Genomic DNA, 26,939 nt, shown 5'->3' on the forward strand with positions numbered 1-26,939 from the left:
ACGGTAAGAATCATGACCATGACCGACGAGAAGAACCCAGGCGAGCCCTCGGGCCAGGACCTGGTCGAGCAGCTGAAAGCCTCAGGGCAGCTTGATTCCCTATTCGCGCAGATCGACGCGGGCGGCGTCGAGCTCACCGGTGACGGCGGGTTCGTGCCCGCGCTGGTCAAGGCCGCGCTCGAGCGGGGCCTGCAGGCCGAGCTGACCAGCCATCTGGGCTACGAGAAGGGCTCGAGCGAGGCGCCGAAGCACGCCAACTCCCGCAACGGGACCACCCCGAAGACCGTGGAGTCCGAGGTCGGGCCGATCGAGCTGGACGTCCCGCGAGACCGGGGCGGGTCGTTCACCCCGCGCCTGGTGCCCAAGGGCCAGCGGCGCCTCGGGGGCCTGGATGACATGATCATCAGCCTCTATGCCGGCGGAATGACGATCCGGGACATCCAGCACCACCTGGCCTCCACGATCGGCACGGACCTGTCGCACGAGACGATCTCCAACATCACCGACGCCGTGAGCGAAGAGGTCCTGGCGTGGCAGTCGCGGCCGCTGGAGGAGTTCTATCCGGTGATCTATCTCGACGCAATCCGGATCAAGATCCGAGAGAACAGCCAGGTCCTCAACCGTGCCGCCTACATCGCCGTCGGCGTGGACCTCGAGGGCATCAAGCACGTGCTGGGGATCTGGGTCCAGGACACCGAGGGCTCGGCGTTCTGGGCCCACGTCTGCGCCGATCTCGCCAACCGGGGCGTGCAGGACGTGCTGATCGTGTGCTGCGACGGGCTCAAGGGCCTGCCGGAGGCGGTCGAGGCGACGTGGCCGGACTCGATGGTCCAGACCTGCGTGGTTCACCTGATCCGGGCCGCGATGCGGTTCGTGGCCTACCAGGACCGCAAGAAGGTCGCCGCCGCGCTGAAGCCGATCTACACCGCCCCCAACGAAGAGACCGCGAGGAAGGCGCTGGCCGAGTTCGAGGCCTCCGAGCTCGGCACGAAGTACCCGTCTGCAGCCGCGACCTGGGCGAACTCCTGGGAGCGGTTCATCCCGTTCCTGCAGTTCCCACCCATGCTCCGCAAGGTCATCTACACGACCAACAGCATCGAGTCGCTGAACTTCCAGCTACGGAAGGTGACCAAGAACCGCGGCCACTTCCCCTCGACCGAGGCGGCGGTGAAGCTGCTCTGGCTGGCGATCTGCAACATCGAAGACAAACGCGCCGCCGAACGCGCTCGGGACCGGGGCAAACCCGCCGGCCAGCGCAAAGCCCAGGGCCGGCTCGTCGAAGGCCAGGCCGTCACGAACTGGAAGCAGGCCCTCGCCCAGCTCGCCGCGGCCTACCCCGACCGGATCAACCCCTACCTGTGACCACCCCGCTTACACAGACAAGTTGACACGCCCATGCGTGAAGAACCGAAGGTCGATCTGTTCCAGATCATCGAGCCGGGCAAGGACGAAGCCCGGGAGGCCAAGCGTGCGGCCCGGGAGCTGGAGCGAGGCCAGCGGGCGCTGCGGAAGGCGATGGCGGCGCAGGCTAAGGAGGTGCGGTTCCCTCAGCCGCAGTGGGGCAAGGCCGGACCGCGCGGGGCACGGCAGCTGCGGGGAATGCGCACGCTGGCCCCTCGGCCGGTCCGCACGACGACACACACGGTCTCGACCGCGTACCCGTTCGTGGCCGGCCCCGGTCTGGGTGCGCGCGGGCTGATGATCGGCAAGGACATGCACGGCGGCGGCGCGTTCTGCTTCGACCCGTGGGCGCTCTATGAAGCCGGGATCATCTCGGGCATGTCGATGATGCTGTTCGGGCAGGTCGGCACCGGGAAGTCGTCACTGGCCAAGTCGCTGGCAGTGCGGCAGGTGCTGGCCGGCCGCAAGCTCTCGGTGGCCTCGGACAAGAAGGGCGAGTGGACCCGCGTGGTCAAGGGCCTGGGTGGATCGGTGATCCAGGTCGGCCCTGGCCTGGACACGCGCCTGAACCCGCTGGACCCGGGCACCCGGCCATCGACCGACGTGCAGGGCGAGCCGATGACCGACCGGGCGTGGGCCTCAATGGTGCGGACCCGGCGCATGTCCATCTTGGTGGCCCTGGTGAAGATCCTCACCGACCGGGACATGACCTCGCCCGAGCACCACGTGCTCTCTGCGGGCCTGGACGCGGCCGTGGCGGTCGCAGACGCCGAGGACCGGCCGCCGATCATCCCAGACGTGATCCGGGCGCTGGACGAGGCCCGCACGGACCCGGACGCGATGAAGGCGCAGGCCGCGTCGGTGACGATGATGACGCTGGGCCGCGTGTCCTCCGGCGACCTGGCCGGCATGTTCGACGGGGAGACCACGGTCGTCCTGGATGAGCAGGCGTGCGCGACGAGCATCGACACCTCCGCGTTGCTGGGTGCCTCCCCGGAGGCGGTGCGCGTGGTCAACGCGTGCGCGGGCGCATGGACCGAAGCGATGGTCACCACCCGCGATGGCGGGCAGCGGATCGTGATCTACGAAGAGGGCTGGGACAACATCAGCTCCGAGGCCGACCTGCGGCGCATGGTCGAGCAGTGGAAGCTCAGCCGCGCGTACGGCATCTTCAACGTGCTCGTGCTGCACAAGATCGCTGACCTGGACATGGCTGGTGATCAGAACTCGAAGATGGCCGCGATGGCCCGGTCCCTGCTGGCCGACGCGGACGTGAAGGTGATCTACCGGCAGGACCGGTCCGCGCTGAAGATCACGACGTCGGAGATGGAACTGTCCGACCGGGAGCGGTCCCTGGTGCGGTCCCTGCCCAAGGGCACGGGCCTGTGGCTGCTGGGGGATTCCTCGTTCGAGGTGCAGAACGTGCTCACGCGGGCCGAGCTGCCGCTGTTCGACACGGACGAGCGCATGGACAAGGCGAAGGAGGCGGTGGCCTGATGCGACGCGAACGTGGCAACAACTCGGTCCTGGAAGGGGACAACCCGGCCGAGACGGCACTGATCTGGCTCATGGGGCCGGCGGTGCTGCTCTACGGGGCGTACCTGCTGGCCGGGTTCCTGGCCGGGCGTATCCACTGTGGAGCGCCGACGAAGCCGGACTCGCTGTTCGCGCCGCTGGGCTTCCTCGTGGGCGAGCACGACCCGGCCGCGTTCGGGGCCACCGCGCAGGGATGCATGGCGACCACCGGCGGGGTCATCGGCTGGCTGATCGGTCTGGGGGTGCTGGCCCTCGTGCTGATCGGCGTGGCGGTGACGGCGTGGAGCCGGTACCAGCAGTCGGACAAGAAGTTCATCAAGGAGCTGCGCGAGCGCGAGGGCCTGGCCCGGTCTGCGGAGATCACCAAGACGGTGGGCCGCAAGTCGGTGCTGTCCCGGGTGAAGAAGGTGCGGCCCTCGATCAAGAAGCCGGCCATCACGGACGGGGCCATGCGTCTGGGCAAGGCCGAGGGCGTGGACGTGTTCGCGTCCTACGAGGAGTCGGTGGTGCTGATCGGCCCGCCGCGCTCGGGCAAGGGCGTGCACCTGCTGATCGGTGCGATTCTCGACGCACCCGGCCCGGTCATCACGACCAGCTCTCGCGCGGACAACCTGGGGGCCACGGCCGAGCTGCGCAAGGCCAAGGGGCCGGTGGCCCTGTTCGACCCGCAGGGGCTGACCGGTCAGCCCTCCACGCTGAAGTGGTCCCCGATCACGGGCTGTGAGGAGCCGCGCGTGGCGAATCAGCGGGCGGCGTCGCTAATCGGTGCCTCCGGCCTGGGGTCCTCCAGCTCGAACGCGGAGTGGCAGGCCCCGGCGATCACGATCATGGAGTGCCTGCTGCACGCCGCGGCGCTGGGTGAGCGCACCGTGGATGATCTGATGCGGTGGGGCAACAACCCGGCCGAGGCCAAGGAGGCCGTGAAGATCCTCACCGAGCACCCCAAGGCAGCGCTGAACTGGAACCTGGTGCTCAAGGGCATCATCGAGGGCGACCCGAAGCTGCTCCAGTCCAAGTGGTTCGGCGTGGAGGGCGCGGTCAAGGGCCTGTCGGTGCCCGAGGTCCGCGACGTGCTGCGACCCAACCGGTTCGAGGAGACCCTGGACATCGACAAGTTCCTCACCGAGTGCGGGACGCTCTACATCGTGGGCACCAAGACCGGTGGCTCGTCGGCGGGGCCGTTCCTGATCGCGATGATGGACGCCCTCACCGAGCGTGCCCGTGAGCTGGCGGCGAAGTCGCCCGGGAACCGGCTGGACCCGCCGCTGTCCCTGGTGCTCGATGAGATCGCGAACATCTCCGGTGCCTGGCCGGGCCTGACCCAGCTCATGGCGGACGGCGGCGGCGTGGGCATCTCTCCGTTCGCGGTGTTCCAGTCGATGGCCCAGGCCCGCAACGAGTGGGGCGAGCAGCAGGCCCAGGCGCTGTTCGACGCGGCCACGGTGAAGGTCCAGCTCGGGGGTGCCTCGAACGTGTCCGACCTGGAGCAGTTCGCCAAGCTGGCCGGTCAGCGCAAGATCATGCGGACCTCGAAGTCTCGCGGCAAGGACAACACCTCGGTCTCCGAGCAGATCCACGACACCGAAGTGGTCTCGGTCGCGGAGCTGCGTCGGCTGCCGTTCGGGTGGGGGATCCTGCTGAATCGCAACGGCCGGCCGATCCTGATGCAGATGACCCGCTGGTGGGACCGCAAGGACGGCAAGCAGATCAAGGAGGCCGCGGGGCGGTACTCGAAGGCGCTGCTGGCCGAGCTGGAGTCCAAGGACCCGGCTCCCTCGACACCGACCGACGCGGACCGGGCCGAGGACTCCGTGGCGGCGTTGGACCCGGTGCCGGAGACGGCCCCGGCGATCCCGGTGCGGTGAGGGCATGGGCAGGTTCGGGCTGCACCGCACCGGCTCGGCCGAGTACAAGCGGTACCTGCGGTCCCAGGCGTGGGGGTACAGGCGGGCGCGGTGGTTCGCGGACTGCCGGCAGGCCGGCCAAGAGCCGGCCTGCCAGGTCTGCGGGATCACGCTGACCCAGGCCGGGACCCTGGACCTACACCGCGTCTCGTACAAGGGCGTGGGCCAGGATGTGGAGGGCCGGTGGCAGGCCCGTGAAGCGCACAACGACCTGATGCCGTTGTGCCGGGACCATCACCAGCGGCTGCATCAGATCATGGACGGCACGAAGGAGTTCTTTGGATGGGACCGCAGGCGGGCCACGGTCGTGATCGTGGCCAGGATGATCCGGCAGAGTCAGGCATGAGCACGGACGGGGGTGCACGGTGCCATGTCTGCCAGCGGACCGTCTCCACGAGGTGGCACTGCACGGATGGACGGCACCTGGACCGCGCCGAGTGTCGTGCCGCCGGCGGAATCGGGGTGTGGTTGTGCGGGACGTGCGAGGACGCCGCACATCGCTACATGCGCTCGACCGGGGCAGGCGGGCGCGAGGCCGTTGAGGAGCTGTTCGCCCGGCTCGAGCGGCTGTTGGGCGGGCCAGCGCGTCGGTACACGAGGGAAGGACGGAACTGATGGCATCGCCCTGGGTTGAAGACGAGGAGCCCACGGACTGGGAGGGGCCGGCGGCCGCCGATGACGACGGACAGACGGGGACTCCGCTGCCCTACGTCGACCCGGAGGTCGCCGCGGAACTCGCGGGCGAGGGTCCGCCGGTGTGGATGGGCACGCGGTGGCGGGAGATCGAGGCAGAGCACCAGTGGGAGGCGTGGAACACGCTGCGTCGCTGGGTGGACTGGTTCGTAGCCGAGTACCGGCTGGTGACCTCGGTGGTGCCGCCGTGCTGGTACAAGCACTCGGACCTGACGGCCGAGCTGTATGCGGCGATGTGCATGGAGTACAAGGTTTGGGAGGAACAGGCTCCGGGGCTGGGCCCGATGATGATGTGGCACCCGCATGTGGAGATGCTCACCGCGCGTCTGCGCCGCATGGTGGATGAGGCCGGCTGCGCGAAGATCGGGAGGCACAAGGAGCCCGAGGCATACGGAGACCGGCCAGCGTTCACGCTGGACTACGACGAGGACGACTTCACGGCCTGGGCTGGTACCACCCGTGAACAGGACACCCTCGAACGACCCACGACGGGCGTGCAATACGTGCGGGCACGTGTGGTGGACGGCGACGGCGGGCAGGTCGCGGTGTCGAACCCGGTGGGGCTGGCCGCCTCCCGGCAGCCTGAAGACGTGGCCGTGGTGCTGGAGATGTCCTCGTCTACGCCGTCGGCTCCACGGCTGGCGGTATCCGTGGCTGATAGCCGGGACGACCTCAGTGTGGAGTGGGAGAGCTCCCCGGACGGGCACATCTGGGGCACCCTGGGAGATGAGCAACAGCCGGAGGACTCGAGCGAGGAGGAACGACGATGAACTGGGTTCGCGGCACCGGTAGCCCGTGGAACATGCACTGGGTCCAGCAAATGGACAGGCAGGAGTGGGACCTCTATGAGGACGACCGCACCGGCGCAGTGTGGGTGGAGCGGGAGTACGGCACCGTGCTGGCCATGCTCAGCGACGGTGGCTGGCGGATGACGAAGAACGGGGCGCCGTACCGGTCCCGGTACCGCGTATTCGAGTTGGTCGGAACAGATGTTATCGAGCGCACGGATGTGTTGTTCTCGGGGCTGGCCCATGGTGGGCACTTCGATGAGCGCCAGGAGGGTGCTGGGCGGTATCAGGCCGTGCGTCGGGAATGCGTCGAAGCAATCGAACGGAAGCTCCAGGTCGCTGTGACGCAGAGCTGACTACAGGAGCACCATGACGGAGCGGCCCCGATACCGGTGAGGTATCGGGGCCGCGGGCTTCTCGGTCTGACGTAGGAGATCCAGTCAGGACGGCCAGCCTGTGATGCCTTCGAATAGTTGGCTCAGGCTGAGGCTGGCCGTCGTGTTGGGGTCAGTCAGTGCGATTGGTGGCGCGACGATGCCGTGCGGTCTCGAAGATCACGTGCAGGATCGAGGCAACCAGAATCAGAGCAAGTGCAAACCACGTCCACCCGTCCAGGCTGAAGCGCCCTGGGTTTCGTTCCGGCCTCAGGATGCAACCGGCGGTGAGTCTTGCTGCTAGGGCGTGTTGCTAAAGGGTTCGGGGACGTGGATGCGCGAGTCTGGGGTCATGTCGCGTGATGTCATCTCGGACGAGGTCTGGGCCGTGATCGGCCCGCTGTTCCCTGCCCCGAAGTCCACCGGTCGGCCCCCGGTGGATCGGCGCGCGGTGGTCGAGGCCACCGCGTGGCGCTTCCGCACCGGAGCTCCGTGGCGGGATCTGCCCGAGCGGTTCGGGAACTGGAACACGATCTACAAGAACTTCAACCGGTGGGCCGCCCAGGGTGTGTGGGAGCGCGTGCTCGAGCGCACTCAGTCGATGGCACAGCAGGCTGGCGAGCTGGATTGGGTGGCCTCGATCGATTCCACGATCGTGCGCGTCCATCAGCACGGGGCGACCCTGCCCCGCCCCACAGGGGGCCTGGATGAACTACAAGAAATCCGGGGACGAGCCGGCTGATCATGCCATCGGACGCTCCCGCGGCGGTCTGACGACGAAGTCTCATCTGGTCTGTGATGGCAAGGGCAGGGTGCTGGCGTTCGTGGTGACCGGCGGGCAGGTGGCTTCACACCTCGATGCTGGCCACCACGCTGGAGCTGATCAGCGTGGCCGGGGCCCGTGGGCGGCCCAGGGCGCGGCCTGACCGCCTGATTGCAGACAAGGGCTACCCCTCGAAGGCGAACCGGGCCTGGCTGCGCCGGCATGGCATCGCGGCCACGATCCCCGAGCGGGCCGATCAGATCACGCACCGGCGCAGACGCCCGGGCCGGCCGATCGACTTCGGTGAAGACCAGCGCCAGCGCTACCGGGGACGCAATGTCGTGGAGCGGTGCTTCAACCGGCTCAAACAGTGGCGAGGAATCGCGATGCGCTCGGACAAGTACGCCCGGAACTATCACGCCGGGCTCAGCCTCGCAGCGACACTGCACTGGCTGACTACCCTCCTTTAGCAACACGCCCTAGGGCGTGTTGCTAAAGGGTTCGGGGACGTGGATGCGCGAGTCTGGGGTCATGTCGCGTGATGTCATCTCGGACGAGGTCTGGGCCGTGATCGGCCCACTGTTCCCCGAAGCCAAGACCACCGGGCGTCCGCCCGTGGATCGGCGCGCGGTGGTCGAGGCCACCGCGTGGCGCTTCCGCACCGGGGCGCCGTGGCGGGATCTGCCCGAGCGGTTCGGGAACTGGAACACGATCTACAAGAACTTCAACCGGTGGGCCGCCCAGGGCGTGTGGGAGCGGGTGCTGGAGAAGACCCAGTCCATGGCACAGCAGGCTGGCGAGCTGGACTGGGTGGCCTCGATCGATTCCACGATCGTGCGCGTCCACCAGCACGGGGCGACCCTGCCCCGCCCCACAGGGGGCCTGGATGAACTACAAGAAATCCGGGGACGAGCCGGCTGATCATGCCATCGGACGCTCCCGCGGCGGTCTGACGACGAAGTCTCATCTGGTCTGTGATGGCAAGGGCAGGGTGCTGGCGTTCGTGGTGACCGGCGGCCAGGTCGCGGACACCTCGATGCTGGCCACCACGATGGAGCAGATCAGCGTTGCCGGGGCCCGTGGGCGGCCCCGGATACGGCCTGACCGCCTGATTGCGGACAAGGGCTACCCCTCGAAGGCGAACCGGGCTTGGCTGCGCCGGCATGGCATCGCGGCCACGATCCCCGAGCGGGCCGATCAGATCGCGCACCGGCGCCGCCGCCCAGGAAGACCGATCGACTTCGGTGAAGACCAGCGCCAGCGCTACCGGGGACGCAATGTCGTGGAGCGGTGCTTCAACCGGCTCAAACAGTGGCGAGGGATCGCGATGCGTTCGGACAAGTACGCCCGGAACTATCACGCCGGGCTCAGCCTCGCAGCGACACTGCACTGGCTGACTACCCTACTTTAGCAACACGCCCTAGTGGCGGCCGGCCGCCGCGCACCGACCCAGCCCGGTACGACAAACTCGCCTCGACCTACCGCGCCGCGGTGCTCCTACGCGCGATCCTGATCTGGCTCTCTACCCTGGCCCAGGTGTCGTAGACGCGGCACCGGGGGGGGGGGGGGGGGGGGGGCAGTGCGCTCATGCCGAGAGCCGGATGCCTGGCGAACACGTTCAGTGCGCACCGATTCCTCCCACACGCCAAGCTGGGCCCGCACCAGTAGTATTTGTCCATGGATCTATCACGCAAGATGGGACTGCCCCCACTTTGGTTGACACGTATGGGTTGGGGTGTTCAGGCCGCTGCTGCGGTCGTGTAGATCATCTCAAACTCGACGGGCGTGAGCTTGCCTAGGGCGCGCTGGCGACGTCGGCGGTTGTACTTGGTTTCGATCCAGGTGACCATCGCGAGGCGGAGGTCTTCGCGGGTGTCCCAGCGTCGGGTGTTGAGCACGTTCTTTTGCAGCAGTGCGAAGAAGCTCTCCATGCTGGCGTTGTCGCCGGCGCCGTAGGAGCGGCCCATCGATCCGACGAGATCGTTGTTCGCGAGCAGCCGTTGGGTCTTCTTGGCGCGAAATTGGCCGCCCCTGTCCGAGTGGCACACGGTGTCGACTGGTGAGCGCAGCGCGATGGCGTTGCGCATCGCGGCCCGGGCGAGCGAAGACTTCATCCGGGAGTCGATGGAGTAGCCGACGATCTTGTTCGACCAGACGTCCTTGATCGCGCAGATGTAGATCTTCCCTTCCCGCGTGGGGTGCTCCGAGATGTCCCACAGCCAGACTTTGTTCGGGCCGTTGGCGACGAACTCGTGTCGGACGATGCCGTGCTCGTCGACCACCGCGAGGAGGTCGTCGTGCGGCGCCGGACCGGTGGAGCCCGCCTTGCTGCGCTTCTTGTGGTGTGACGCGGTGATGCCGGCGATCCGACAGAGCCGGTGGACGCGGTTCTCGCCGACCCTGATGCCGTGCTCGAGGTCGAGCTCGTCGCTGAGGAACCTGTAGCCCAGCGTGGCGTCGTCCTCATGGATGTCGTAGAGGACGTCGATGAGGTGTGCGTCATCCCAGTCGCGCTGACAGACCGGGTCTTTGAGCCACTTGTAGTACCCCTGGGTCGACAAGCCCAGGACCCTGCACGCCACCGCGACCGGCACCCTGATCGGGGCGCCGGTCTCGGCCATCTCACGGACGAGCGGGAAGACTATTTTCCCGGCAGGTTCGCCTGCGACAGGTAGGCAGCGGCCCGGCGTAGGACCTCGTTCTCCTGCTCGAGGAGTCGAATCCTCTTGTTTGCCTCACGCAGCTGCTTGCGCTCGTCTTCAGTCAGGCCGGGACGGCGGCCGTCCTCGATGTCGGCCTGTTTCATCCAGTTCGCCAGCGAGCCTTCGGAGATGCCGAAGTCCTTCGCGATCTGCGACAAGGGCGCCCGGCCCTGGCGGGCCACGGCCACGACGTCGTCACGGAACTCTTTGGGGTAGGGCTTTGCCACGGGGACATCCTTCCGCCTGAGGCCGAAACCTCAGAGGTCAGGTGTCAACCGAACTCGGGGCAGTCCCAAGGACTGGTTCGTGTTCCTCGGTGCCCAGAACCTGGACTGGTGTGAGGTGCGATTGGAGAACGTCGCCGAGTTCGTCGCCTGGCTACGCCGACCGCCGCAGCTGCGCGACGGGACGGTCCCGATCCTGCCGTCGGTGGAGCATCACTGCACTGAGTCCACGGTCAACCGGAAACTCTCCGCGCTCAGCGCTTTCTACCAGCACGCGGCGCGCCACGGCGTCGACCTCGGGGAGTTGCTCAGGGCGTGGCAGCCGGCCGGAGGTCGTGGCTCGGGGTGGAAGCCGTTCTTGCACCACATCAGCAAGGGCAAACCGCAGGCTCGGCGGGCCATCGTGCTGAGCGCGCAGAGCAAGCTCCCGCGCGTGCTCTCCGCCGCCGAGGTGCAGACGATCCTCGATGCCTGTGACCATCTGCGGGACCGGTTCTTGTTCGCGGTGCTGTTCGACACCGGGATGCGGATCGGTGAGGCGCTGGGGCTGCGGCATGAGGACATTGCCGCTGCCGAGTCCCAGATCACGGTCCAGCGCCGGGTCAATGACAACGGTGCCCGCTCCAAGTCATGCGCACCGCGGACGGTGCCGGTCAGCGCGGAGCTGGTCCGGCTCTACGCCGACTACCTTCACCTGGAGTACGACGATCTAGACTCCGACTACGTCTTCGTCAACCTCTGGGGCCGACCCCACGGTCACCCGCTGACCTACACGGCCGTCTACGACCTGGTCAAGCGTCTGCGGCGGCGCACCGGGATCGACTTCGACCCGCACTGGTACCGCCACACCGCCGCGACCCGGATGCTGCGCGACGGTGTGCCGATCGAGGTGGTCTCCAAGCTCCTCGGCCACGCCGACATCACCACCACCACCGCCGTCTACGGGCACCTGAGCGCCGAGGACGCTCGCAAGGCGCTGGAGGAAGCGGGTTGGTTCACCGGCCGAGAGGTGCGACTGTGAGTGCGCCGAGCCCGCTGGCGCCCGAACAGCCATCAAGGGCCGGGCGTGAGCGGCGCCGAACGTCCCTTCAGACCAACAGCTGGGATGCTGAGTACGGCAAGGACGTCTGGCGGCTGCGTGAACTTGGCATCAAGGACAGACGGCTGGCCCGGATCACCTTCGAGGACATCCCGCAGCCCTGGCTCAAAGCCTTGGCCAAACGCTGGGCCCGCTGGCGCCTGGCCACGGGCCTCGGGGTGGTCAGCGTCTCCTCGGGCACCCGGGCGATCGCGCACTTCGGGCAGTTCCTCGCGGACGTGGCACCCTCCGTCCAGGGGCTGGCAGACCTGGACCGGGACCTGCTGGAGCGCTACCTCGCGCACCTGCACGCCCGGTTCTCGGGCACCGTGAAGCACCGCATGTTGATCGGCCAGCTGAACCTGTTCTTCACCACCATCCGGCAGCACGGCTGGGACGATTCCCTGCCTTCGACGGTGATGTTCTTCAGCGAGGACTTCCCCAAGGAGGCCATCCGGCAACCGCGCGCGCTGAGCGAAACCGTGATGGCTCAGCTGGAGAACCCGGACAACCTCGCCAAGTGGAACAACGCCGCCTATGAGCTGATCACGCTGATCCTGATGGGCTGCGGGCTGCGCATCACCGACACCGTCCGTCTGCCGACCGACTGCATCGTCTACGACGGCGAGGGAGCGCCCTACCTGCGCTACCTCAACCACAAGATGAAACGCGAAGCCCTGGTGCCCATCGACGCCGACCTCGCCGAAGCCATCACTGCGCAGCGTCGCCGTGTGCACGAGCGGTGGCCGGGCGGGGAGCCGGTGCTCTTCCCGCGAGTCACGGACAACGACGACGGCCGCGAGTCGGTCGGGGACGGGGTCTACCGCAAGGCGCTGCACAGCTGGCTCAAGCGCTGCGACGTCCGTGATGAGCACGGCCAGCCCGTTCGCGTCGTCCCGCACAGTTTCCGGCACACCCTGGGTACGAGACTGATCAACCGAGACGTCCCCCAAGAAGTGGTCCGGCGGATTCTCGACCACGACTCCCACGTCATGACCGCCCACTATGCCCGGCTCAGTGACACCACGATCCGCCGGCACTGGGAAGCTGCACGGAAGGTCAACATCAAGGGCGAGACCGTCACCCTCGACCCGCACGGCCCCTTGGCCGAGGCGGCCTGGGCCAAGCAGCGCGTCGGGCGGGCCACCCAGGCCCTGCCCAACGGCTTCTGCGGACTGCCGGTCCAGCAATCCTGCCCGCACGCGAACGCGTGCCTGAGCTGCCCAATGTTCATCACCACCTCCGAGTTCCTGCCCGAGCACCGCCAGCATCGTCAACAGGTCGTGCAGATCATCACCGCTGCCGAAGCCCGCGGCCAGCAACGACTGATCGAGATGAACCAGCAGGTCCTGGGAAACCTCGATCAGATCATCACCTCGTTGGAGGACGACCAGGACGACGAGGCAAGTACCTGATGCATGCCGATAACAGCCACCACTTGATCGCCGCCGCCCAGCGGCGCCACGAGACCGCCCGTGCCAAAGCCACCCAGGCTCTTCGCGACCTCGACCGCGAGGGAGGAGCAGTCACCTTCCAGATCGTCGCGCAGAAGGCACACGTCTCGCGGTCCTGGCTCTACACCCAGGACGACATCTGCGCCGAGGTCCGCCGGCTCCGCGGCCTCCAGCAGGGTGCCGTCGGCGCACCACTGCCCGCGTCTCAACGTTCCACCGATGCATCCCTGATACGCCGCCTCGAAGTTGCCAACGCGCGCGTCCGCGACCTCACCGCCGAGAACCAGCGACTCCGGAAACAACTGGAACACGCCCTCGGGCGACTACGGGCGTCGAACCCGGAGCGGTGACTGGGGCCGAGCAGCTTGACGGACGACCCCAGATAACCACGTCCACAAGGAAGACCCCCGATCCGCTGAGTCTTGTGCTGGACGTCACGGCCACGTCTGACCAGACTCCAGATAACCACCGTTTCCGCCCCTTGGTGCAAGATGTCGGGACTGGTGTGTGATCAGGTGCCAGGTGGATCGAACCGCCTGACTGACATCGGACGGAACCGGGGCACGACGCCGTCGGCGACGTTGGAGGCACAGGAGAAGACGCGCCGTCTCGTAGCCTGGCCGTTCGTGGCGGGGCAGGTCTGGGATCTGCTCGGTTTCGGTAGGTGCGCGTCGCTGTGGAGGGAGCTTCGTCGATGACGGTCTTCGGGATCATCTGGCTCAGTGTGCTCACCCACCTGCCGTCCGGAATCGACCCGTTCCGGGCCGTGGGCCTCCATCTGGGGGCAGCCGCGCTCAGCGGCTTCATCCTCCACGTGCTGACGGGCGGTTCTGCCGACCGGGCGGCATGCACCGCCCCCTACGAGCGCCGTGTCGCGTTCAGCACTCTGATGGGCCTCCCCGCCCCCTCACTCCGCCAGGAACTCCAACAGGATCCGGTTGAACTCCTCGGAGTGGCTGATGCTGAAGCCGTGCGGGGCATCCTTGACCAGTTCGACGCGGCTGCCGTCGATCGCCTTGTGCGTCCGCTTGCCGGAGCCCTTGAACGGCACGATCTGGTCGGCGTCGCCGTGCAGGACCAGGGCCGGCACGGTCACCGCCGGCAGGTCGCGGCGGAAGTCGGTGGCCCCGAACGCGTCCATGCAGGCCAGCGCCGCCGTCTGGTCGGACTGCAGCGCCATCCGGATGGCCTCCTGGCGCTGCTCCTCGGTGACCTTGAGGCTGCTGGTCAGGCCGGCGAGCTTGGGGGTGGAGAAGAACGTCGTCGTGAAGTCGTCGAAGAACGACTCGCGGTCCTTCTCGAGACCCGCGCGCATCTCGGCGGCCTGCTTCTCGGTCAGCGGGCCGTCCGGGTTGTCGTCGGTCTTCAGCAGGTACGGGGGCACCGCGCCGGCGAACACCACCGAGTGGATCCGGTCCGCGCCGAACCGGGACATGTAGCGCGCCACCTCGCCGCCGCCCATCGAGAAGCCCACGAGCGTCACGTCGCGCAGGTCGAGCTCGGTGAGCAGGCCGTGCAGGTCGGCGGTCATCGTGTCGTAGTCGTAGCCGCCGGCGGGCTTCTCCGAGGCGCCGAAGCCCCGCCGGTCGTAGGTGATCACGCGGTAGTGCGGGGACAGGGCTGCGACCTGGTCCTTCCAGGAGTCGAGGGTCAGCGGCCAGCCGTGGATGAGGACCACGGGACGCCCGTGGCCGGCCTCCTCCACGTTCAGCCCGATCGTGCCGTGGTCCGTGGGGATCTGCATGAGGGTCATGTGCGTCTGCCTTCCTGTGCTCTCGGGGGACGACGGCGGCGCTCGGCCGCCGCTTCCTCCTCACGCTAGGCAGGCGCTCGGCGCGTGTCAGGCTTCGGCCTCCGCCATCCGGCGCAGCGTCGGCGCGTTGAGGGCGGCGTGGCCGTGGTTGTCGTTGTAGAAGGAGACGTAGGCGGGCGGTGCTCCCGCCGGGTCCGCGTTGGGGAAGCGCACGTAGGCGAGACGCCCGGTCGCGCGCAGCACCGGCTCCCGCCCGGCGATCACCGAGACCACGAACCCCGCCCCGTGCCGGTCGAGGAGGTCGAACACGTCCTCGTCCAGCCAGGACTCGTGCTGGACCTCCACCGCCACGCGCACCCGCTCGGGCAGCAGGCCGAGGAACCCGGCGAGCCGGTCGTCGTCGCGGTGCAGGTGGGCCGGCAGCTGCAGCAGCAGCGGCCCGGCGTGGTCACCGAGCAGGTCCAGCGTGTGCACGATGCGCTCCACCCAGTCCTGCGGCTCGTTCAGCTTGCGGTAGTGGGTCAGGTAGCGGGAGGCCTTGACGGCCATCTCGAAGCCGGCGGGCAGGCGCTCGCGCCAGGCCTCGACGGTGCTGTCCGCCGGCCAGCGGTAGTGGGAACCGTTGAGCTCGACCGTCCGGAATCGCTCCGTGTAGTGGTCGAGCTGATCGGCGATCCGCAGCCCCTGCGGGTAGAAGGTCCCGCGCCAGTGCTTGTAGGTCCAGCCGGAGGTCCCGATCCGCACATCCATCCCCCGACGATAGCCCCGGCCCGGGTCCCCGGGTCTTGCCTGCACCCTCCGTCGCCCGCGTAGCGTCCCGGGCCATGAGCACTTCCGAGTCGACCCCCACCACCGCCGTCGAGGACTCCCAGCTGGCCCACGACGACCCGCGCACCCGCCACCCGAAGCTCCGCGTCGCCAAGCAGCGCCAGCCCGAGCCGGGCCTGGACGTGAAGACGGATCCCGTCCCGGACATCGGTCTGGACTCGTACCGGGGGGCGGGCCGGCTGACCGGCCGCAAGGCCCTGATCACCGGCGGCGACTCCGGCATCGGTGCCGCGGTCGCCATCGCCTACGCCCGTGAGGGCGCGGACGTCGCCATCGCCTACCTGCCTCAGGAGCAGCCCGACGCCGACCGCGTCCTGGCGGCGATCGAGGCGGCCGGGCGCACCGCCGTCGCGCTGCCGGGGGACCTGATGGACGCGGACTACCGTGCCGCCCTCGTGGACGAGGCGGCGAAGCGCCTCGGCGGCCTGGACATCCTCGTGAACAACGCGGGCAAGCAGTTCATCTCCGATGACCTGACCGATCTCACCGACGAGCAGGTCCACGAGACGTTCCAGATCAACATCATGTCCATGTTCACGCTCAGCCGCGCCGCGCTGAAGCACATGGGCCCGGGCAGCACGATCGTGAACACCACCTCGGTGCAGGCCTACAACCCCAACCCGAGGCTCCTCGACTACGCCGCCACCAAGGGCGCCATCAACAACTTCACCAAGGGCCTGGCCGAGCAGCTCGGCCCGAAGGGCATCCGCGTCAACGCGGTGGCGCCCGGGCCCATCTGGACGGTGCAGCACGTGTCCTACGGTGAGCCCGAGGAGAAGCTGCCCGAGTTCGGCCACAGCACCCCCATCGGCCGCGCCGGCCAGCCCGTGGAGATGGCGCCCGCCTATGTGTTCCTGGCCTCGGGCGAGTCCAGCTACGTCAACGGCGAGACCCTGAACGCCAACGGCGGCACGCCCACCCCGTGACCGCCCGCCTCCTCGCCGACGTCGACACCGGCATCGACGATGCCTGCGCCCTGCTCCACCTCGTGGGCGCCCACCGCCTCGGCGCCGGCCCCGAGCTCGTGGCCGTCACCACCACGGGCGGCAACGCGACCGCCCGGGACTGCGCCCTGAACACGGCCGCGGTGCTGGACCTGGTCGGCCGGGCCGACGTCGAGGTGGCCGTCGGTGCCGAGACCCCGCTGCGCCGGCCCGCGGTCACCACCCCGGAGACCCACGGCGACGGCGGTCTCGGCCATGCCCGGATCGATCGGCGCCCTGAGTGGCTCTCGCCCCGGCCCGCCGTGGAGGTGTGGCTGGACGAGCTTCGGGCCCACCCCGGGGAGACGACGATCCTCTGCACCGCGCCGCTGACGAACCTGGCCCTCGCGCTGCGCGTCGAGCCGCGCCTGCCGTTCCTCGCCCGCGGCATCGTGATCATGGGCGGCTCCTTCTATCATCCGGGCAACACCACGCCCACCGCCGAGTGGAACACCTGGGTGGACCCGGACGCCGCGAAGGAGGTGTTCGCGGCCTTCGAGGGCCTGCCCGAGGATCGCCTGCCGGTGGTGTGCGCGCTCGAGACCACGGAGCGGATCGAGTACACGCCGGCCCTGCTGGACGGCCTCCTGGCCGACGCCGGGGCCAGCCCCGTCGGCTGGTCCGCGGACCGACCGCGGGTCGCCGGGCCGGCCGCCGCGACCGGCCGCCCCGTCCTGGACGTGCTCGCCGACGCGCTGCGCTTCTACTTCGAGTTCCACCACGACTACGACCAGGGCTACATCGCCCACCTGCACGACCTCTTCGCCGCCCAGGTGGCCGCGGGCCAGGCCCGCATCGCCACCCGGGCCACCGTCGTCGACGTCGAGGCGGACTCGGAGCTGCTGCGCGGCACCACCGTCCACGACACGCGGGACATCTGGGGCAGGCGCCCCAACGCCCGGCTCGTCACGGCCAACGACCCCGCGGAGGTGTTCGCGGCCTTCGCCCGCGCGGTGGGCGCCGTCGTCGCGGAGGAGCGGACGTCCGACGGCGGCGCCCCGGCCCGGTGACCGCCGTCGGGAATGCCGGCCGCCCGCGCGCGGTTGCATCCGACGCATCCGCCCGACCCCGACCTTCCAGGAGCTCCCTCATGACCAGCGTGTCCACCGTTCCCTTCCACGACGGCCAGCAGATCCCGCAGCTCGGACTCGGCGTGTGGCAGGTCGAGGACGACGTCGCCGCCGACGTCGTCGAGCAGGCGATCCGCGCCGGCTACCGCCACATCGACACCGCCGCGATCTACGGGAATGAGGAGGGCGTGGGCCGCGGCATCGCCGCGTCCGGCGTCGCCCGCGAGGAGCTGTTCCTCACCACCAAGGTGTGGAACTCGGACCAGGGCTACGAGGAGGCGCTCGCCGCCCTCGACGTCTCGCTCGACAAGCTCGGCACCGACTACGTCGACCTCTACCTCATCCACTGGGCCAAGCCGGCGCAGGGGAAGTACGTGGACACCTGGAAGGCCCTGATCGAGGCGCAGAAGCAGGGCAAGGTGCGCTCGATCGGCGTCTCCAACTTCCCGGCCGCCCAGCTCGAGGAGATCATCGAGGCCACCGGCGTGGTGCCCGTGATCCACCAGGTCGAGACCCACCCGTACTGGCAGCAGCGCGAGCTGCGCGAGGTCGAGGGCCGACACGGCATCGTCCACGAGTCCTGGTCCCCGCTCGGTCAGGGCGGCGACCTCCTCGCCGACCCCGTGGTCACGGAGATCGCCGAGGCCCGCGGTGCGACGCCGGCCCAGGTGGTCATCGCGTGGCACCTCGCCCACGGCTTCGTGGTCATCCCCAAGTCCGTGACGCCCGAGCGCATCGTCTCGAACCTCGAGGCCGCGGGGGTGGAGCTGACCGCCGACGACGTCGCCCGGATCGACGCCCTCGACCGCGAGGACGGCCGCCTCGGCCCCGACCCGGCGGTCATCGACTTCTGATCCAGCCGCCACCGCGCGCACCCGGCCCGTCCCCCCTGGGGGCGGGCCGGTGATAGTTTTGCTCGAGCATGCCCGGCGGCCGCCGCGCCGCCCGGGCGCATCTGTCCAGGCACTCCACGGAAGGCATGCACCATGTCCCACCAGGCTCCCCCCGCCGATGCGTCGAAGGCCCGCGCGCCGCGGACCGCCGTCCCGGTGACCCCGCAGACCCGCGCGAGCTCGCTGACCGACCTGCTCGGCGCCCTCGTGCGCCTGTTGCCCCTGCAGATCAAGGACGAGCTCGCGCTCGCCAAGAGACACGTGGCCGCGAAGGGCAAGAAGGCCGGCATCGGCGCCGGGGTCGCGGTGGTGGGCCTGTTCTTCCTCGCGCTCATGGTGGTCGCCCTCGTGGTGACCCTGATCGGCGCCTTCGCCGACCCGACCTTCTGGTTCCCGGCGCTCATGGTGGCGCTGGCCTTCCTCGTGCTCGGCCTGATCTTCGCCGGCGTCGGCCTCGTGATGGTCAAGGGTGCCATGCCGCTCGTACCGCAGGAGACCGTGCGCAACCTCGAGTACGACCTCGGCTACCTCAAGGAGGGCAACGCCTTCGACCCGGCCGAGTACGACCGCCTCAAGGCGGAGCGCGCCGAGGCCAAGCGCGTCGAGGCCGCCCGCGAGGCCGAGCGGAGGAAGGTGGAGAAGGAGGAGAACAAGAAGGCCCGCAAGAACGGCGAGGCCGCTCCCCACCCGGGCCGTGACGACGCCACCGAGGCGGAGATCCGCCGTCGTGCCGACCTGCGCCGCCGCCACCTGGGCGACATCCGCTCCGGCCTGGACGAGAAGATCAGCGTGAAGGGCCAGCTCGCGGCCTTCGCCGCCCAGCGCAAGGGTCGCGGGGTCACCCCCGAGACCACGCACGCCACCGAGCAGACCGCGCCGTTCACCGGTGCCGCCCGCGCGGGGGAGCGGACCGCCGAGGCCGAGGACTACGTGAAGGACAACTGGCAGCCGCTCGCGCTGCTCGGCGCCTCCTCCGCCGCGTTCGTGGCGCTCGCCGGCCGCCTGCGCCGCCGCTGACCCGAGGGCGCCCGCCCCCGAGGCCCCGATCCCCACGGATCGGGGCCTCGTCGTCTGCGGGGAGGGGTGACGGCGTCGGTAGGCTGGGCGTGTGGGGCGCCCGGCGGGGGCGTCCGCCCGCGGACCCTGGAGGAGTGACCCATGCGTGTGATCGACGTCGGCCTGCGCGAGGGCCACGAGTACCGCGTCCGCGACACCTGGCTGACCGTGCCGAACCTCATCACCCTGGCCCGCTTCGCCCTGGTGCCGGTGTTCGTGTGGCTCACCGTCGACGGTCGGCACCTGGACGCGTTCGTGATCCTGGCGGTGCTCTCCGGCACGGACTGGGTGGACGGCTACGTGGCGCGCCGGTTCGACATGATCTCCACGGTCGGGCGGTGGCTCGACCCGGTGGCGGACCGCCTCTCCCTGCTGGTGGTGGCCGTGACGTTCGTGGCCACGGGCATCGCCCCGCTCTGGCTCGCCCTGGCCATCGCGATCCCGGACGTCGTGCTCGCCGCCGTGTGCCTGTGGCTGTTCGGCGGCAGCCCGGACCTGCCGGTCACGGTCCTGGGCAAGGTGCGCACCGCGCTGCTGCTGGTGGGCAAGGCCCGCGGCCTGCGGGCGGACGGTCAGGACCCGCGCGAGGGCCCGTCCCGCCGGGGCTGACCCCGGCGCATGGTCGTGCCGGCGCCGACGGTTGCTACCGTGGGACGCGCGCCGTGCCCGCGGCCGATCCTCACGGCACGGGCCGGGCGCCGTCGTGCCATCGCCACCACAGAGAGGGACCTCCGTGTCCGACCGTCCCGGGATCGCCGCCGACCGCCCCCTGAAGGTGCTGATCGCTGCTGACACCTATCCGCCGCACGTCAACGGGGCCGCCACCTCCGGCCACCGCCTCGCCACCGCGCTGCACGCGCGTGGCCACGAGGTCCACGTCGTGATGCCGCGCGGCGAGGCCGGCCCGGACACCGTGGAGCACCGGCCGGAGGCCACCGTGCACCTGCTGCGCTCCCTGCCGGCGCCGACGCACGAGTACTACCGCGTGGTGCTCCCGCGGCACGCCAAGACCTCCTTCCGCCGCATCTACCGCGAGGTCCGGCCGGACGTCGTGCACGCCCAGTGCCACTACATGATCGGTGAGGCCGCCATCAACGAGGCCGAGCGGCGCCGCATCCGGATCGTCTCCACGAACCACTTCATGCCGGAGAACCTCGAGCCGTTCCTGCCGTTCCCGCAGTGGTTCCTGGACATCGTCTCCCGGGTGTCGTGGAAGGACATGGGTCGGCTCATGGGCAAGGGCGCGGTGGTCACCACCCCCACGGCCCTCGCCGCGCAGGCCATGGCCGAGCACGCCGGCCTGGACAACGTCCTCCCGGTCTCCAACGGCATCGACGCGAGCGCCTACGAGCTGCAGCCGGGGGAGAGGGTGGACCATCCCGGCCATCCGGTCGTGCTCTTCGTGGGGCGGCTGGCCGTGGAGAAGAACGTGGAGGTGCTGATCCGTGCGATCGCGCACCTGGCCCGCACCCGTCCCGACCTGGACGTGCACGCCGAGATCGTCGGCGACGGCGAGCAGCGCGACCGCATCCGTGCCACGGTGGACGAGGAGGGGGCGGCCGACCGCGTCCTGCTGCGCGGCCACGTCTCCGCGGAGGAGCTGCGGGCGGCCTACCTGCGCGCCGACGTGTTCTGCCAGCCGGGCACGGCGGAGCTGCAGTCCCTCGTGACCCTCGAGGCGCTCAGCGCGTCCACCCCGGTGGTCCTCGCGGACGCCCTCGCGCTGCCCCACCTCGTGGACGAGGGCGTCAACGGCCACCTCTTCCCGCCCGGGGACCACGTGGCCCTGGCCGAGCGGATCGCCCGGATCCTCGACCTCTCGGACGCGGAGCGCGCCGCCATGGGTGAGGCGTCCCACGCGAAGGCCCTGCACCATTCCGCCCAGAAGACGGTGGACATCTTCGAGCGCCTCTACCGCGGCGCGACGGCCGCCGAGGTCCGCGCGCTGCTCTGAGACCCGTCGGTAGGATGGGCGGGTCCCGCGCGATGCCGCGGGGGAGGGGCGTTAGCTCAGTCGGTCAGAGCAGGGGACTCATAATCCCTGGGTCGCGGGTTCAAGTCCCGCACGCCCTACGAGGAACGGCCCCCGGCCGCGCGGTATGGCGCGGGCCGGGGGCCGTCGTCGTGCCGGTGCTCAGTAGCGGGCGGCCACCGCGAGCATGTCGGACTTCATGATCGTCGTGGAGGTGAACACCAGGCCCGCGTCCTCGTTGAGGGCGTGGGCAAGCTGGCCGCCGCCCATGTACATGGCCACGTGGTAGATGCGGCCGGTGGACTGGTTCGCGTAGAACACGAGGTCGCCGGGCTGGGCCTGGGAGATCGGCACGTAGGACTTCGCGGCGAGGTACTGGTCGCCGGCGCGGCGCGGGATGGAGATGCCGGCCTGGGCCATGGCCTGCTGGGTGAGGCCGGAGCAGTCGAAGCCGGAGGGGCCGTTGCCGCCCCACACGTAGTAGGAGGACGGGTTCCGGACGGCGGCGCGCACGTAGTCGACGGCGGCCTGCTTGGACGCGGGCGCCGGCGCAGGGGCGACGGCGGGGGCGCTGGAGGTGGAGACCGAGGTGGTCTTCAGGACCATTCCCGGGTGGAGCATGGTTGAGGAGCTCATGCCGTTGATGGACTGCAGGACGGAGGCGGACACGCCCGCGCGGTAGGAGATGATCCACCAGCCGTCGCCGGCCAGCACGGTGTAGGTCGAGCCCGAGGTGGACGGCGCCGGGGCCGGGGCCGGGGTGGCGGTGCCGGAGGTCTTGAGGACCATGCCGGGGTGCAGCACGGTCGCGGCGGTCATGCCGTTGAGCGACTGCAGCGTGGACATGGAGACGCCGGTGCGCTGGGCGATGATCCACCAGCCGTCGCCGGAGCGGACGGTGTAGGTGGTCTCGGCGGCCTGGGCGGTCTCGGCGACGGACACGGTGCCGACGCCAGTCAGGGCGGCGGCGCCCAGGGCGAGCGCCACGGAGGCGGCGGCGGTGCGGGGGGCGGGACGCGCGGCGGCGTGCGGGGAGGTCACAGACATCAGATCTTCTTCCCGGACAGGACCTGCGGCCCGTGAGGATGGTGCCTCGGGGCGGTGCCCGGAACGAGGCCGGACCGCGGGTGCGAGTTGACGAGCAGTGCGGATGACCGGGTACGCGAAGATGCGGAGGAAGCCCCGGCGTGGCGGACCGGCCATAACCGATCCGTGATCAGGATACACGATCGTTATCGAAACGCAATCAGAAATTCGGATGACGCCCAGGTGGCCGCACGGTGCTCGACACCCCCCGCTCGGCACCCTCCGCGCGCGGCTGTCCCCGCCCCTCTCCGGCGCGGCGCTAGCGTGGTCCGGGTGAGCCCCTCCCGCCCCCTGCGCCTGCTGATGGACGCCCGCTACACCCGCACCGACTTCCACGACGGCATCTCCCGCTACGGCGCGAGCCTCATCGAGGCGGTCGCCCGCCGGGCCGCCGCACCGGGCACGGCGGGCGCCGACGTCGAGGTCGCGATGCTGATCTCGGACGAGCGGCAGCTGGCCCTGCTCCCGGACGGCGTGCCGTGGCACCTCGTCTCCGGCCCCACCTCCCCACGCGAGCCGTTCGTGGCCCGTCAGGTCGCGCGTCTGCGACCGGACGTCGTCTTCTCGCCCATGCAGACCATGGGTTCGTGGGGGCGGGACTACGCCCTGATCCTCACGCTCCACGACCTCATCTACTACGAGCACCGCACCCCGCCGCGGAACCTGCCCGAGCCGATCCGCTGGCTCTGGCGGGCCTACCACCTGACCAAGACCCCGCAGCGGCTCCTGCTCGACCGCGCGGACGCGGTCGCCACGGTCTCCCGGACGACGGCGGAGCTCATCGCCCGGCACCGCCTCACCCGGCGTCCGGTCCACGTCATCGCCAATGCGGCGCAGGCGGTCCCGGAGCCGCGGGACCCGGACGAGACCCCGGACCGCACGCTGCTCTACATGGGCTCGTTCATGGACTACAAGGACGTCGAGTCCCTCGTGGCCGCCGCGCCCCTGCTGCCGGGCTACGAGCTGCACCTGCTCTCCCGCATCAGCCCGGAGCGCCGCGGGCAGCTCGAGGCCCGGCTGGCCGAGCATCGCGCCGCCGCAGGAGCCGCCGGCGCGGACGTGCTGTTCCACGACGGCACCGACGAGGCCGAGTACGTGCGCCTGCTCCGCCGGGCCACCGCGGCCGTCACCCTCTCCCGCGCCGAGGGCTTCGGCCTGCCCGTGGCCGAGGCGATGGCCCATGGCACGCCGGTGGTGTGCTCGGACCTGCCGATCTTCCGCGAGATCGCCGGCGCGGGCACCCCGTCCTTCCGGGGTGTCCCGCTCGAGGGGGACCGGGCGGCCGCGCTCGCCGCCCGCGTGCGGGAGCTCGAGGACCCCGCCGAGTTCGCCGCGGCCTCCCGGGCGAGCGTCGCCCAGGCGGCCCGGTTCAGCTGGGACGAGTCCGCTCGCCGACTCGTGGACCTCACGGCCGCGCTGGGTGCGGAGCGGCGTGCGGCCAGAGCACGGATGGGCCGCTCCAGCCGATGAGCACCAGCGGGTCGAGGTAGCGGTCGAAGGCCGCGTCCCCCACCCGCCAGCCATCGGGCTCCCGCACGCCCCAGTGCACGCACGCCCGCGGGCAGTGGGGCGGCGTCCCGGCCAGCCGCCCCACGGGGTCGCCCGCGTCGACCACGGCCCCCACCGCGACGTCGGCCTCCACCGGCTCGAGGGAGCTGTACGTCCCGTCCGCATGCTCGAGGGTCAGCACGGGGCGGTCGACCACGACCCCGGCGAACACGACCCGGCCGGCCGCCGGTGCCTGTATCGGAGCCCCGGAGGGCACGGCGAGGTCCACGCCCCGGTGCCCTCGACTCCACGGTCGCTCGGGAGCGACGAACGCGCGGAGCACGTCATCCGGGGCGGCTCCGGCGACGGGCGGGTGCCACGCGACCGGCGCGGCCGTCGTGCCCGGACCTGCCGGGGACGCCGCGACGAGCAGCAGCGCGTCGCGCCCCGACGGTGCGGACGCGGCCCGCGGCACGGGGTCGAGGCCGCCCACCCCCAGGGCGAGGACGAGCCAGGCGAGCAGGGCCGCCGCGACGCACCCCGCGATGTGCGGGCGCGGGAGCGGACGGGGGAGGAGGGTACGTGGCGTCATGGCGTCAGCCTGGCGTCCCGGGCGACCGCGTGGCGGGCCCGCAGTGCGATCGTGGAGAGCGCCCGCCGCACCGGCCCCTGTGCAGGAGTCAGCGATGGGAGCGGTCGCCCACCTGGGGTAGGATTCACCTCAGCGGTGTCCTGTGGCCAGCCCTGTGCTGTGCCCCGGACGCCGACTCCGCGCATCGCGGTGGGTCGCTCCAGCGGCCCAGCCCCCACGCTCGGTCCCGTCCCCGCCGTCCTCCTGGAGAGGGCGTCGGCGCGGGTGCTCGTGGGGCCCGGCAGCCCGCCGTCGTGATGCCAGGGGCCGCCCGACCGGGCCGGCCGCCAACCGTCAAGAAATCGACCGGCAGACCGCCCGCGCGTGAAGTGCGGGGTGCCACGGCTGCCACAGAAGGGAACGTCATGCCCGTCGTGACCATGCGCCAGCTCCTCGACTCCGGTGTCCACTTCGGCCACCAGACCCGCCGCTGGAACCCCAAGATGAAGCGCTTCATCTTCACCGAGCGCAACGGCATCTACATCATCGACCTCCAGCAGTCGCTGTCCTACATCGACCGCGCCTACGAGTTCGTCAAGGAGACCGTCGCCCATGGCGGCACCATCCTGTTCGTCGGCACCAAGAAGCAGGCCCAGGAGGCCATCGCGGAGCAGGCCGGCCGCGTGGGCATGCCCTACGTGAACCACCGCTGGCTCGGCGGCATGCTGACCAACTTCTCCACCGTCTCCAAGCGCGTGCAGCGCATGAAGGAGCTCGAGGAGATCGACTTCGAGGACGTGGCCGGCTCGCAGTTCACCAAGAAGGAGCTGCTGCTGCTCAACCGTGAGCTCGAGAAGCTGCAGGCCAACCTCGGCGGCATCCGCAACATGGCCAAGACCCCCTCCGCCGTGTGGGTCGTGGACACCAAGAAGGAGCACCTGGCCGTCGACGAGGCCCAGAAGCTCGGCATCCCGGTCGTCGCCATCCTGGACACCAACTGCGATCCGGACGAGGTCGCCTACCCGATCCCGGGCAACGACGACGCCATCCGCTCCGTGAACCTGCTGACCCGCGTGGTCGCGGACGCCGTCGCCGAGGGCCTGATCGCCCGCCAGGGCGGCAAGTCCGGCCAGGCGGCCGCCGAGCCGATGGCCGAGTGGGAGCGCGAGCTGCTCGAGCAGCACAACGCCCAGCAGGCCGAGCAGGCCGAGGCCCCCGCCGCCGAGGCGCCGGCCGAGCCGGCCGAGGCCCCCGCCGCCGAGGCCGCCCCGCAGGGCGAGTGATCCCTGCCGGTCCGTCGGCCCGGCCCCACCTGGCCGGGCCGACGGACCGGTTCAGACCCCGAACATCCCGCACAACCCACACCACGGGAAGGACCGAACGAGCATGGCGAACTACACCGCTGCTGACATCAAGGCCCTGCGCGAGCGCACCGGCGCCGGCATGATGGACGTGAAGAAGGCTCTGGACGAGGCCGACGGCGACGCCGAGAAGGCCATCGAGATCATCCGCGTGAAGGGCCTCAAGGGCGCCACCAAGCGCGAGGGCCGCTCCGCCGCCGAGGGCCTCGTGGCCGCGACCGTCGAGAACGGCGTCGGCGTCATGATCGAGCTCAACTGCGAGACCGACTTCGTGGCCAAGGCCGACAAGTTCATCGCCCTGGGCGACGTGGTGCTGCGCGCCGCCGTCGCCTCCGGCGCCACCGACGTCGACGGCCTGCTGGCCTCCGACTACGAGGGCCGCACCCTGGGCGACTACGTGACCGAGGAGGGCGCCCTGCTGGGCGAGAAGGTGGCCGTGCGCCGCCTGGCCCGCGTGGAGGGCGCCTTCGTGGACGCCTACCTGCACAAGACCTCCAAGGACCTGCCGGCCCAGGTGGGCGTGCTCCTCGCCGTGGACGCCGACTCCGCCGACGCCAAGACCGCCGCGCACGACATCGCCGTGCACACCGCGGCCTATTCGCCCACGTACCTCACCCGTGAGGACGTGCCGGCCGAGACCGTCGAGAACGAGCGTCGCATCGCCGATGAGACCGCCCGTGCCGAGGGCAAGCCGGAGCAGGCCCTGCCGAAGATCGTGGAGGGCCGCCTGACCGGCTTCTTCAAGGAGATCGTGCTCGTGGACCAGCCGTTCGCGAAGGACCCGAAGCAGACCGTCGGCAAGGTCGCCTCCGACGCCGGCACCAACGTCACCGGGTTCGCCCGCTTCCGCGTCGGCAACTGACCGCCGCACCCGGACCGGCCGCTCCCGGTCCACGCCTCGCGGGGGCGTAGGATCGGGAGCGACCCGAGGTCCACTCCGGCGCCGGACGGCGCCGACGAC

23 protein-coding genes, 1 tRNA gene and 2 pseudogenes are annotated in these 26,939 nt (G+C 70.2%); 21 read left to right on the forward strand and 5 right to left on the reverse strand.

Features of this window, described 5'->3' with window-relative positions; translation table 11 throughout:
• The first annotated feature begins 18 nt into the window (after positions 1–18).
• The 8 genes and pseudogenes from MLUT_RS14775 to MLUT_RS23595 all read left to right on the forward strand — a co-directional run bounded on the left by MLUT_RS14775 (position 19) and on the right by MLUT_RS23595 (position 8,870).
• Entirely contained in the window at positions 19–1,362 is a 1,344-nt protein-coding gene (locus MLUT_RS14775) for an IS256-like element ISMlu11 family transposase (RefSeq protein WP_010079186.1), read from the forward strand.
• Between the two features lie 33 nt (positions 1,363–1,395).
• Positions 1,396–2,898, forward strand: a complete 1,503-nt coding sequence (locus MLUT_RS14780) for a putative type IV secretion/conjugal transfer ATPase (protein ID WP_010079185.1) — start codon at positions 1,396–1,398, stop codon at positions 2,896–2,898.
• Positions 2,898–4,802: a TraM recognition domain-containing protein gene (locus tag MLUT_RS14785; RefSeq protein ID WP_010079184.1), complete on the forward strand. Its 1,905-nt coding sequence runs from the start codon at positions 2,898–2,900 to the stop codon at positions 4,800–4,802. The genes MLUT_RS14780 and MLUT_RS14785 overlap by 1 nt, the downstream gene beginning before the upstream one ends.
• 4 nt (positions 4,803–4,806) lie before the next feature.
• Positions 4,807–5,187, forward strand: coding sequence for a hypothetical protein (locus MLUT_RS14790; RefSeq protein ID WP_010079183.1), 381 nt, complete (start codon positions 4,807–4,809; stop codon positions 5,185–5,187).
• A gap of 268 nt (positions 5,188–5,455) precedes the next feature.
• Positions 5,456–6,304 (forward strand): hypothetical protein, encoded by an 849-nt coding sequence (locus tag MLUT_RS14800; RefSeq protein WP_010079181.1) that lies wholly within the window; start codon positions 5,456–5,458, stop codon positions 6,302–6,304.
• Complete coding sequence (locus MLUT_RS14805) at positions 6,301–6,678, forward strand: hypothetical protein (RefSeq protein ID WP_010079180.1); 378 nt, start codon at positions 6,301–6,303, stop codon at positions 6,676–6,678. Before MLUT_RS14800 ends, MLUT_RS14805 begins: the two co-directional genes overlap by 4 nt.
• A 370-nt stretch (positions 6,679–7,048) precedes the next feature.
• Positions 7,049–7,929, forward strand: a pseudogene (locus MLUT_RS23590) (IS5 family transposase).
• Positions 7,930–7,972: 43 nt separating this feature from the next.
• Positions 7,973–8,870 (forward strand): annotated as a pseudogene (locus MLUT_RS23595) (IS5 family transposase).
• A 328-nt stretch (positions 8,871–9,198) separates the two neighbouring features.
• Here the strand turns inward: MLUT_RS23595 and MLUT_RS14830 are convergent.
• Positions 9,199–10,388 (reverse strand): IS3 family transposase gene (locus MLUT_RS14830; protein ID WP_231936576.1). Its coding sequence is split into 2 segments (ribosomal slippage): positions 9,199–10,107 and positions 10,110–10,388, totalling 1,188 coding nucleotides; the frame shifts between segments, so codons are not numbered across the junction.
• Positions 10,389–10,467: 79 nt separating this feature from the next.
• Between MLUT_RS14830 and MLUT_RS14840 the strand changes: the two genes are divergently transcribed.
• Genes MLUT_RS14840 through MLUT_RS24060 form a run of 3 tightly spaced genes read left to right on the forward strand, consistent with a single transcriptional unit; the run spans position 10,468 to position 13,267 of the window.
• Positions 10,468–11,406: a tyrosine-type recombinase/integrase gene (locus tag MLUT_RS14840; protein ID WP_010079173.1), complete on the forward strand. Its 939-nt coding sequence runs from the start codon at positions 10,468–10,470 to the stop codon at positions 11,404–11,406.
• Positions 11,403–12,878: a tyrosine-type recombinase/integrase gene (locus tag MLUT_RS14845; RefSeq protein WP_012750784.1), complete on the forward strand. Its 1,476-nt coding sequence runs from the start codon at positions 11,403–11,405 to the stop codon at positions 12,876–12,878. The genes MLUT_RS14840 and MLUT_RS14845 overlap by 4 nt, the downstream gene beginning before the upstream one ends.
• The gene (locus MLUT_RS24060) at positions 12,878–13,267 is read left to right on the forward strand and encodes a DUF6262 family protein (protein ID WP_010079171.1); all 390 of its coding nucleotides are present in this window, start codon (positions 12,878–12,880) and stop codon (positions 13,265–13,267) included. The genes MLUT_RS14845 and MLUT_RS24060 overlap by 1 nt, the downstream gene beginning before the upstream one ends.
• 557 nt (positions 13,268–13,824) lie before the next feature.
• Here MLUT_RS24060 and MLUT_RS14855 read toward each other — a convergent pair.
• Positions 13,825–14,670, reverse strand: coding sequence for an alpha/beta fold hydrolase (locus tag MLUT_RS14855; protein WP_010079170.1), 846 nt, complete (start codon positions 14,668–14,670; stop codon positions 13,825–13,827).
• An 87-nt stretch (positions 14,671–14,757) separates the two neighbouring features.
• The gene (locus MLUT_RS14860; RefSeq protein WP_029248231.1) at positions 14,758–15,420 is read right to left on the reverse strand and encodes a DUF72 domain-containing protein; all 663 of its coding nucleotides are present in this window, start codon (positions 15,418–15,420) and stop codon (positions 14,758–14,760) included.
• 74 nt (positions 15,421–15,494) lie between these two features.
• Here MLUT_RS14860 and MLUT_RS14865 point away from each other — a divergent pair, with 74 nt between their 5' ends.
• The 7 genes from MLUT_RS14865 to MLUT_RS14895 all read left to right on the forward strand — a co-directional run bounded on the left by MLUT_RS14865 (position 15,495) and on the right by MLUT_RS14895 (position 21,573).
• Positions 15,495–16,424 carry an SDR family oxidoreductase gene (locus tag MLUT_RS14865; RefSeq protein WP_010079168.1) on the forward strand — a complete coding sequence of 310 codons (930 nt, stop codon included), beginning with the start codon at positions 15,495–15,497 and terminating at the stop codon, positions 16,422–16,424.
• Positions 16,421–17,491 (forward strand): nucleoside hydrolase, encoded by a 1,071-nt coding sequence (locus tag MLUT_RS14870; protein WP_010079167.1) that lies wholly within the window; start codon positions 16,421–16,423, stop codon positions 17,489–17,491. The genes MLUT_RS14865 and MLUT_RS14870 overlap by 4 nt, the downstream gene beginning before the upstream one ends.
• 80 nt (positions 17,492–17,571) lie before the next feature.
• Positions 17,572–18,405 carry an aldo/keto reductase gene (locus MLUT_RS14875; protein ID WP_010079166.1) on the forward strand — a complete coding sequence of 278 codons (834 nt, stop codon included), beginning with the start codon at positions 17,572–17,574 and terminating at the stop codon, positions 18,403–18,405.
• Positions 18,406–18,537: 132 nt separating this feature from the next.
• Positions 18,538–19,461, forward strand: coding sequence for a phage holin family protein (locus MLUT_RS24195; protein ID WP_010079165.1), 924 nt, complete (start codon positions 18,538–18,540; stop codon positions 19,459–19,461).
• A 141-nt stretch (positions 19,462–19,602) separates the two neighbouring features.
• Entirely contained in the window at positions 19,603–20,109 is a 507-nt protein-coding gene (locus MLUT_RS14885; protein WP_012750785.1) for a CDP-alcohol phosphatidyltransferase family protein, read from the forward strand.
• Between the two features lie 124 nt (positions 20,110–20,233).
• Positions 20,234–21,454 (forward strand): glycosyltransferase, encoded by a 1,221-nt coding sequence (locus MLUT_RS14890; protein WP_010079162.1) that lies wholly within the window; start codon positions 20,234–20,236, stop codon positions 21,452–21,454.
• A gap of 45 nt (positions 21,455–21,499) precedes the next feature.
• Positions 21,500–21,573, forward strand: a tRNA-Ile gene (locus MLUT_RS14895).
• Between the two features lie 61 nt (positions 21,574–21,634).
• Here the strand turns inward: MLUT_RS14895 and MLUT_RS24200 are convergent.
• Positions 21,635–22,519 (reverse strand): C40 family peptidase, encoded by an 885-nt coding sequence (locus tag MLUT_RS24200; RefSeq protein WP_041779776.1) that lies wholly within the window; start codon positions 22,517–22,519, stop codon positions 21,635–21,637.
• A gap of 312 nt (positions 22,520–22,831) precedes the next feature.
• Between MLUT_RS24200 and MLUT_RS14905 the strand changes: the two genes are divergently transcribed.
• On the forward strand, positions 22,832–24,028 hold the full coding sequence (locus MLUT_RS14905) for a glycosyltransferase (protein WP_010079160.1): 1,197 nt from the start codon (positions 22,832–22,834) through the stop codon (positions 24,026–24,028).
• Here MLUT_RS14905 and MLUT_RS14910 read toward each other — a convergent pair.
• A complete protein-coding gene (locus MLUT_RS14910; protein WP_010079159.1) occupies positions 23,964–24,638 on the reverse strand; it encodes a murein hydrolase activator EnvC family protein in 675 nt (224 codons plus the stop codon). The genes MLUT_RS14905 and MLUT_RS14910 overlap by 65 nt on opposite strands.
• A gap of 404 nt (positions 24,639–25,042) precedes the next feature.
• On the opposite strand from MLUT_RS14910, the gene rpsB reads away from it, so the two are divergent.
• Both rpsB and tsf read left to right on the forward strand, forming a co-directional pair.
• Positions 25,043–25,900, forward strand: coding sequence for a 30S ribosomal protein S2 (rpsB, locus tag MLUT_RS14915; protein WP_010079158.1), 858 nt, complete (start codon positions 25,043–25,045; stop codon positions 25,898–25,900).
• A 103-nt stretch (positions 25,901–26,003) separates the two neighbouring features.
• Entirely contained in the window at positions 26,004–26,840 is an 837-nt protein-coding gene (gene tsf, locus MLUT_RS14920; protein WP_010079157.1) for a translation elongation factor Ts, read from the forward strand.
• Positions 26,841–26,939 lie beyond the last annotated feature (99 nt).

This window comes from Micrococcus luteus NCTC 2665 (assembly GCF_000023205.1).
GTDB classification, from domain to species: domain Bacteria; phylum Actinomycetota; class Actinomycetes; order Actinomycetales; family Micrococcaceae; genus Micrococcus; species Micrococcus luteus.

What these genes read in the sequence shown, in the direction of transcription:
- MLUT_RS14790 (WP_010079183.1), top strand. Translation starts at nt 4,807, where the DNA reads ATGGGCAGGTTCGGGCTGCACCGCACCGGCTCGGCCGAGTACAAGCGG.
- MLUT_RS14875 (WP_010079166.1), top strand. Translation starts at nt 17,572, where the DNA reads ATGACCAGCGTGTCCACCGTTCCCTTCCACGACGGCCAGCAGATCCCG.
- MLUT_RS24195 (WP_010079165.1), top strand. Translation starts at nt 18,538, where the DNA reads ATGTCCCACCAGGCTCCCCCCGCCGATGCGTCGAAGGCCCGCGCGCCG.
- rpsB (WP_010079158.1), top strand. Translation starts at nt 25,043, where the DNA reads ATGCCCGTCGTGACCATGCGCCAGCTCCTCGACTCCGGTGTCCACTTC.
- MLUT_RS14800 (WP_010079181.1), top strand. Translation starts at nt 5,456, where the DNA reads ATGGCATCGCCCTGGGTTGAAGACGAGGAGCCCACGGACTGGGAGGGG.
- MLUT_RS24200 (WP_041779776.1), bottom strand. Translation starts at nt 22,519, where the DNA reads ATGTCTGTGACCTCCCCGCACGCCGCCGCGCGTCCCGCCCCCCGCACC.
- tsf (WP_010079157.1), top strand. Translation starts at nt 26,004, where the DNA reads ATGGCGAACTACACCGCTGCTGACATCAAGGCCCTGCGCGAGCGCACC.
- MLUT_RS14885 (WP_012750785.1), top strand. Translation starts at nt 19,603, where the DNA reads ATGCGTGTGATCGACGTCGGCCTGCGCGAGGGCCACGAGTACCGCGTC.
- MLUT_RS14910 (WP_010079159.1), bottom strand. Translation starts at nt 24,638, where the DNA reads ATGACGCCACGTACCCTCCTCCCCCGTCCGCTCCCGCGCCCGCACATC.
- MLUT_RS24060 (WP_010079171.1), top strand. Translation starts at nt 12,878, where the DNA reads ATGCATGCCGATAACAGCCACCACTTGATCGCCGCCGCCCAGCGGCGC.
- MLUT_RS14805 (WP_010079180.1), top strand. Translation starts at nt 6,301, where the DNA reads ATGAACTGGGTTCGCGGCACCGGTAGCCCGTGGAACATGCACTGGGTC.
- MLUT_RS14780 (WP_010079185.1), top strand. Translation starts at nt 1,396, where the DNA reads ATGCGTGAAGAACCGAAGGTCGATCTGTTCCAGATCATCGAGCCGGGC.
- MLUT_RS14855 (WP_010079170.1), bottom strand. Translation starts at nt 14,670, where the DNA reads ATGACCCTCATGCAGATCCCCACGGACCACGGCACGATCGGGCTGAAC.
- MLUT_RS14860 (WP_029248231.1), bottom strand. Translation starts at nt 15,420, where the DNA reads ATGGATGTGCGGATCGGGACCTCCGGCTGGACCTACAAGCACTGGCGC.
- MLUT_RS14775 (WP_010079186.1), top strand. Translation starts at nt 19, where the DNA reads ATGACCGACGAGAAGAACCCAGGCGAGCCCTCGGGCCAGGACCTGGTC.
- MLUT_RS14785 (WP_010079184.1), top strand. Translation starts at nt 2,898, where the DNA reads ATGCGACGCGAACGTGGCAACAACTCGGTCCTGGAAGGGGACAACCCG.
- MLUT_RS14865 (WP_010079168.1), top strand. Translation starts at nt 15,495, where the DNA reads ATGAGCACTTCCGAGTCGACCCCCACCACCGCCGTCGAGGACTCCCAG.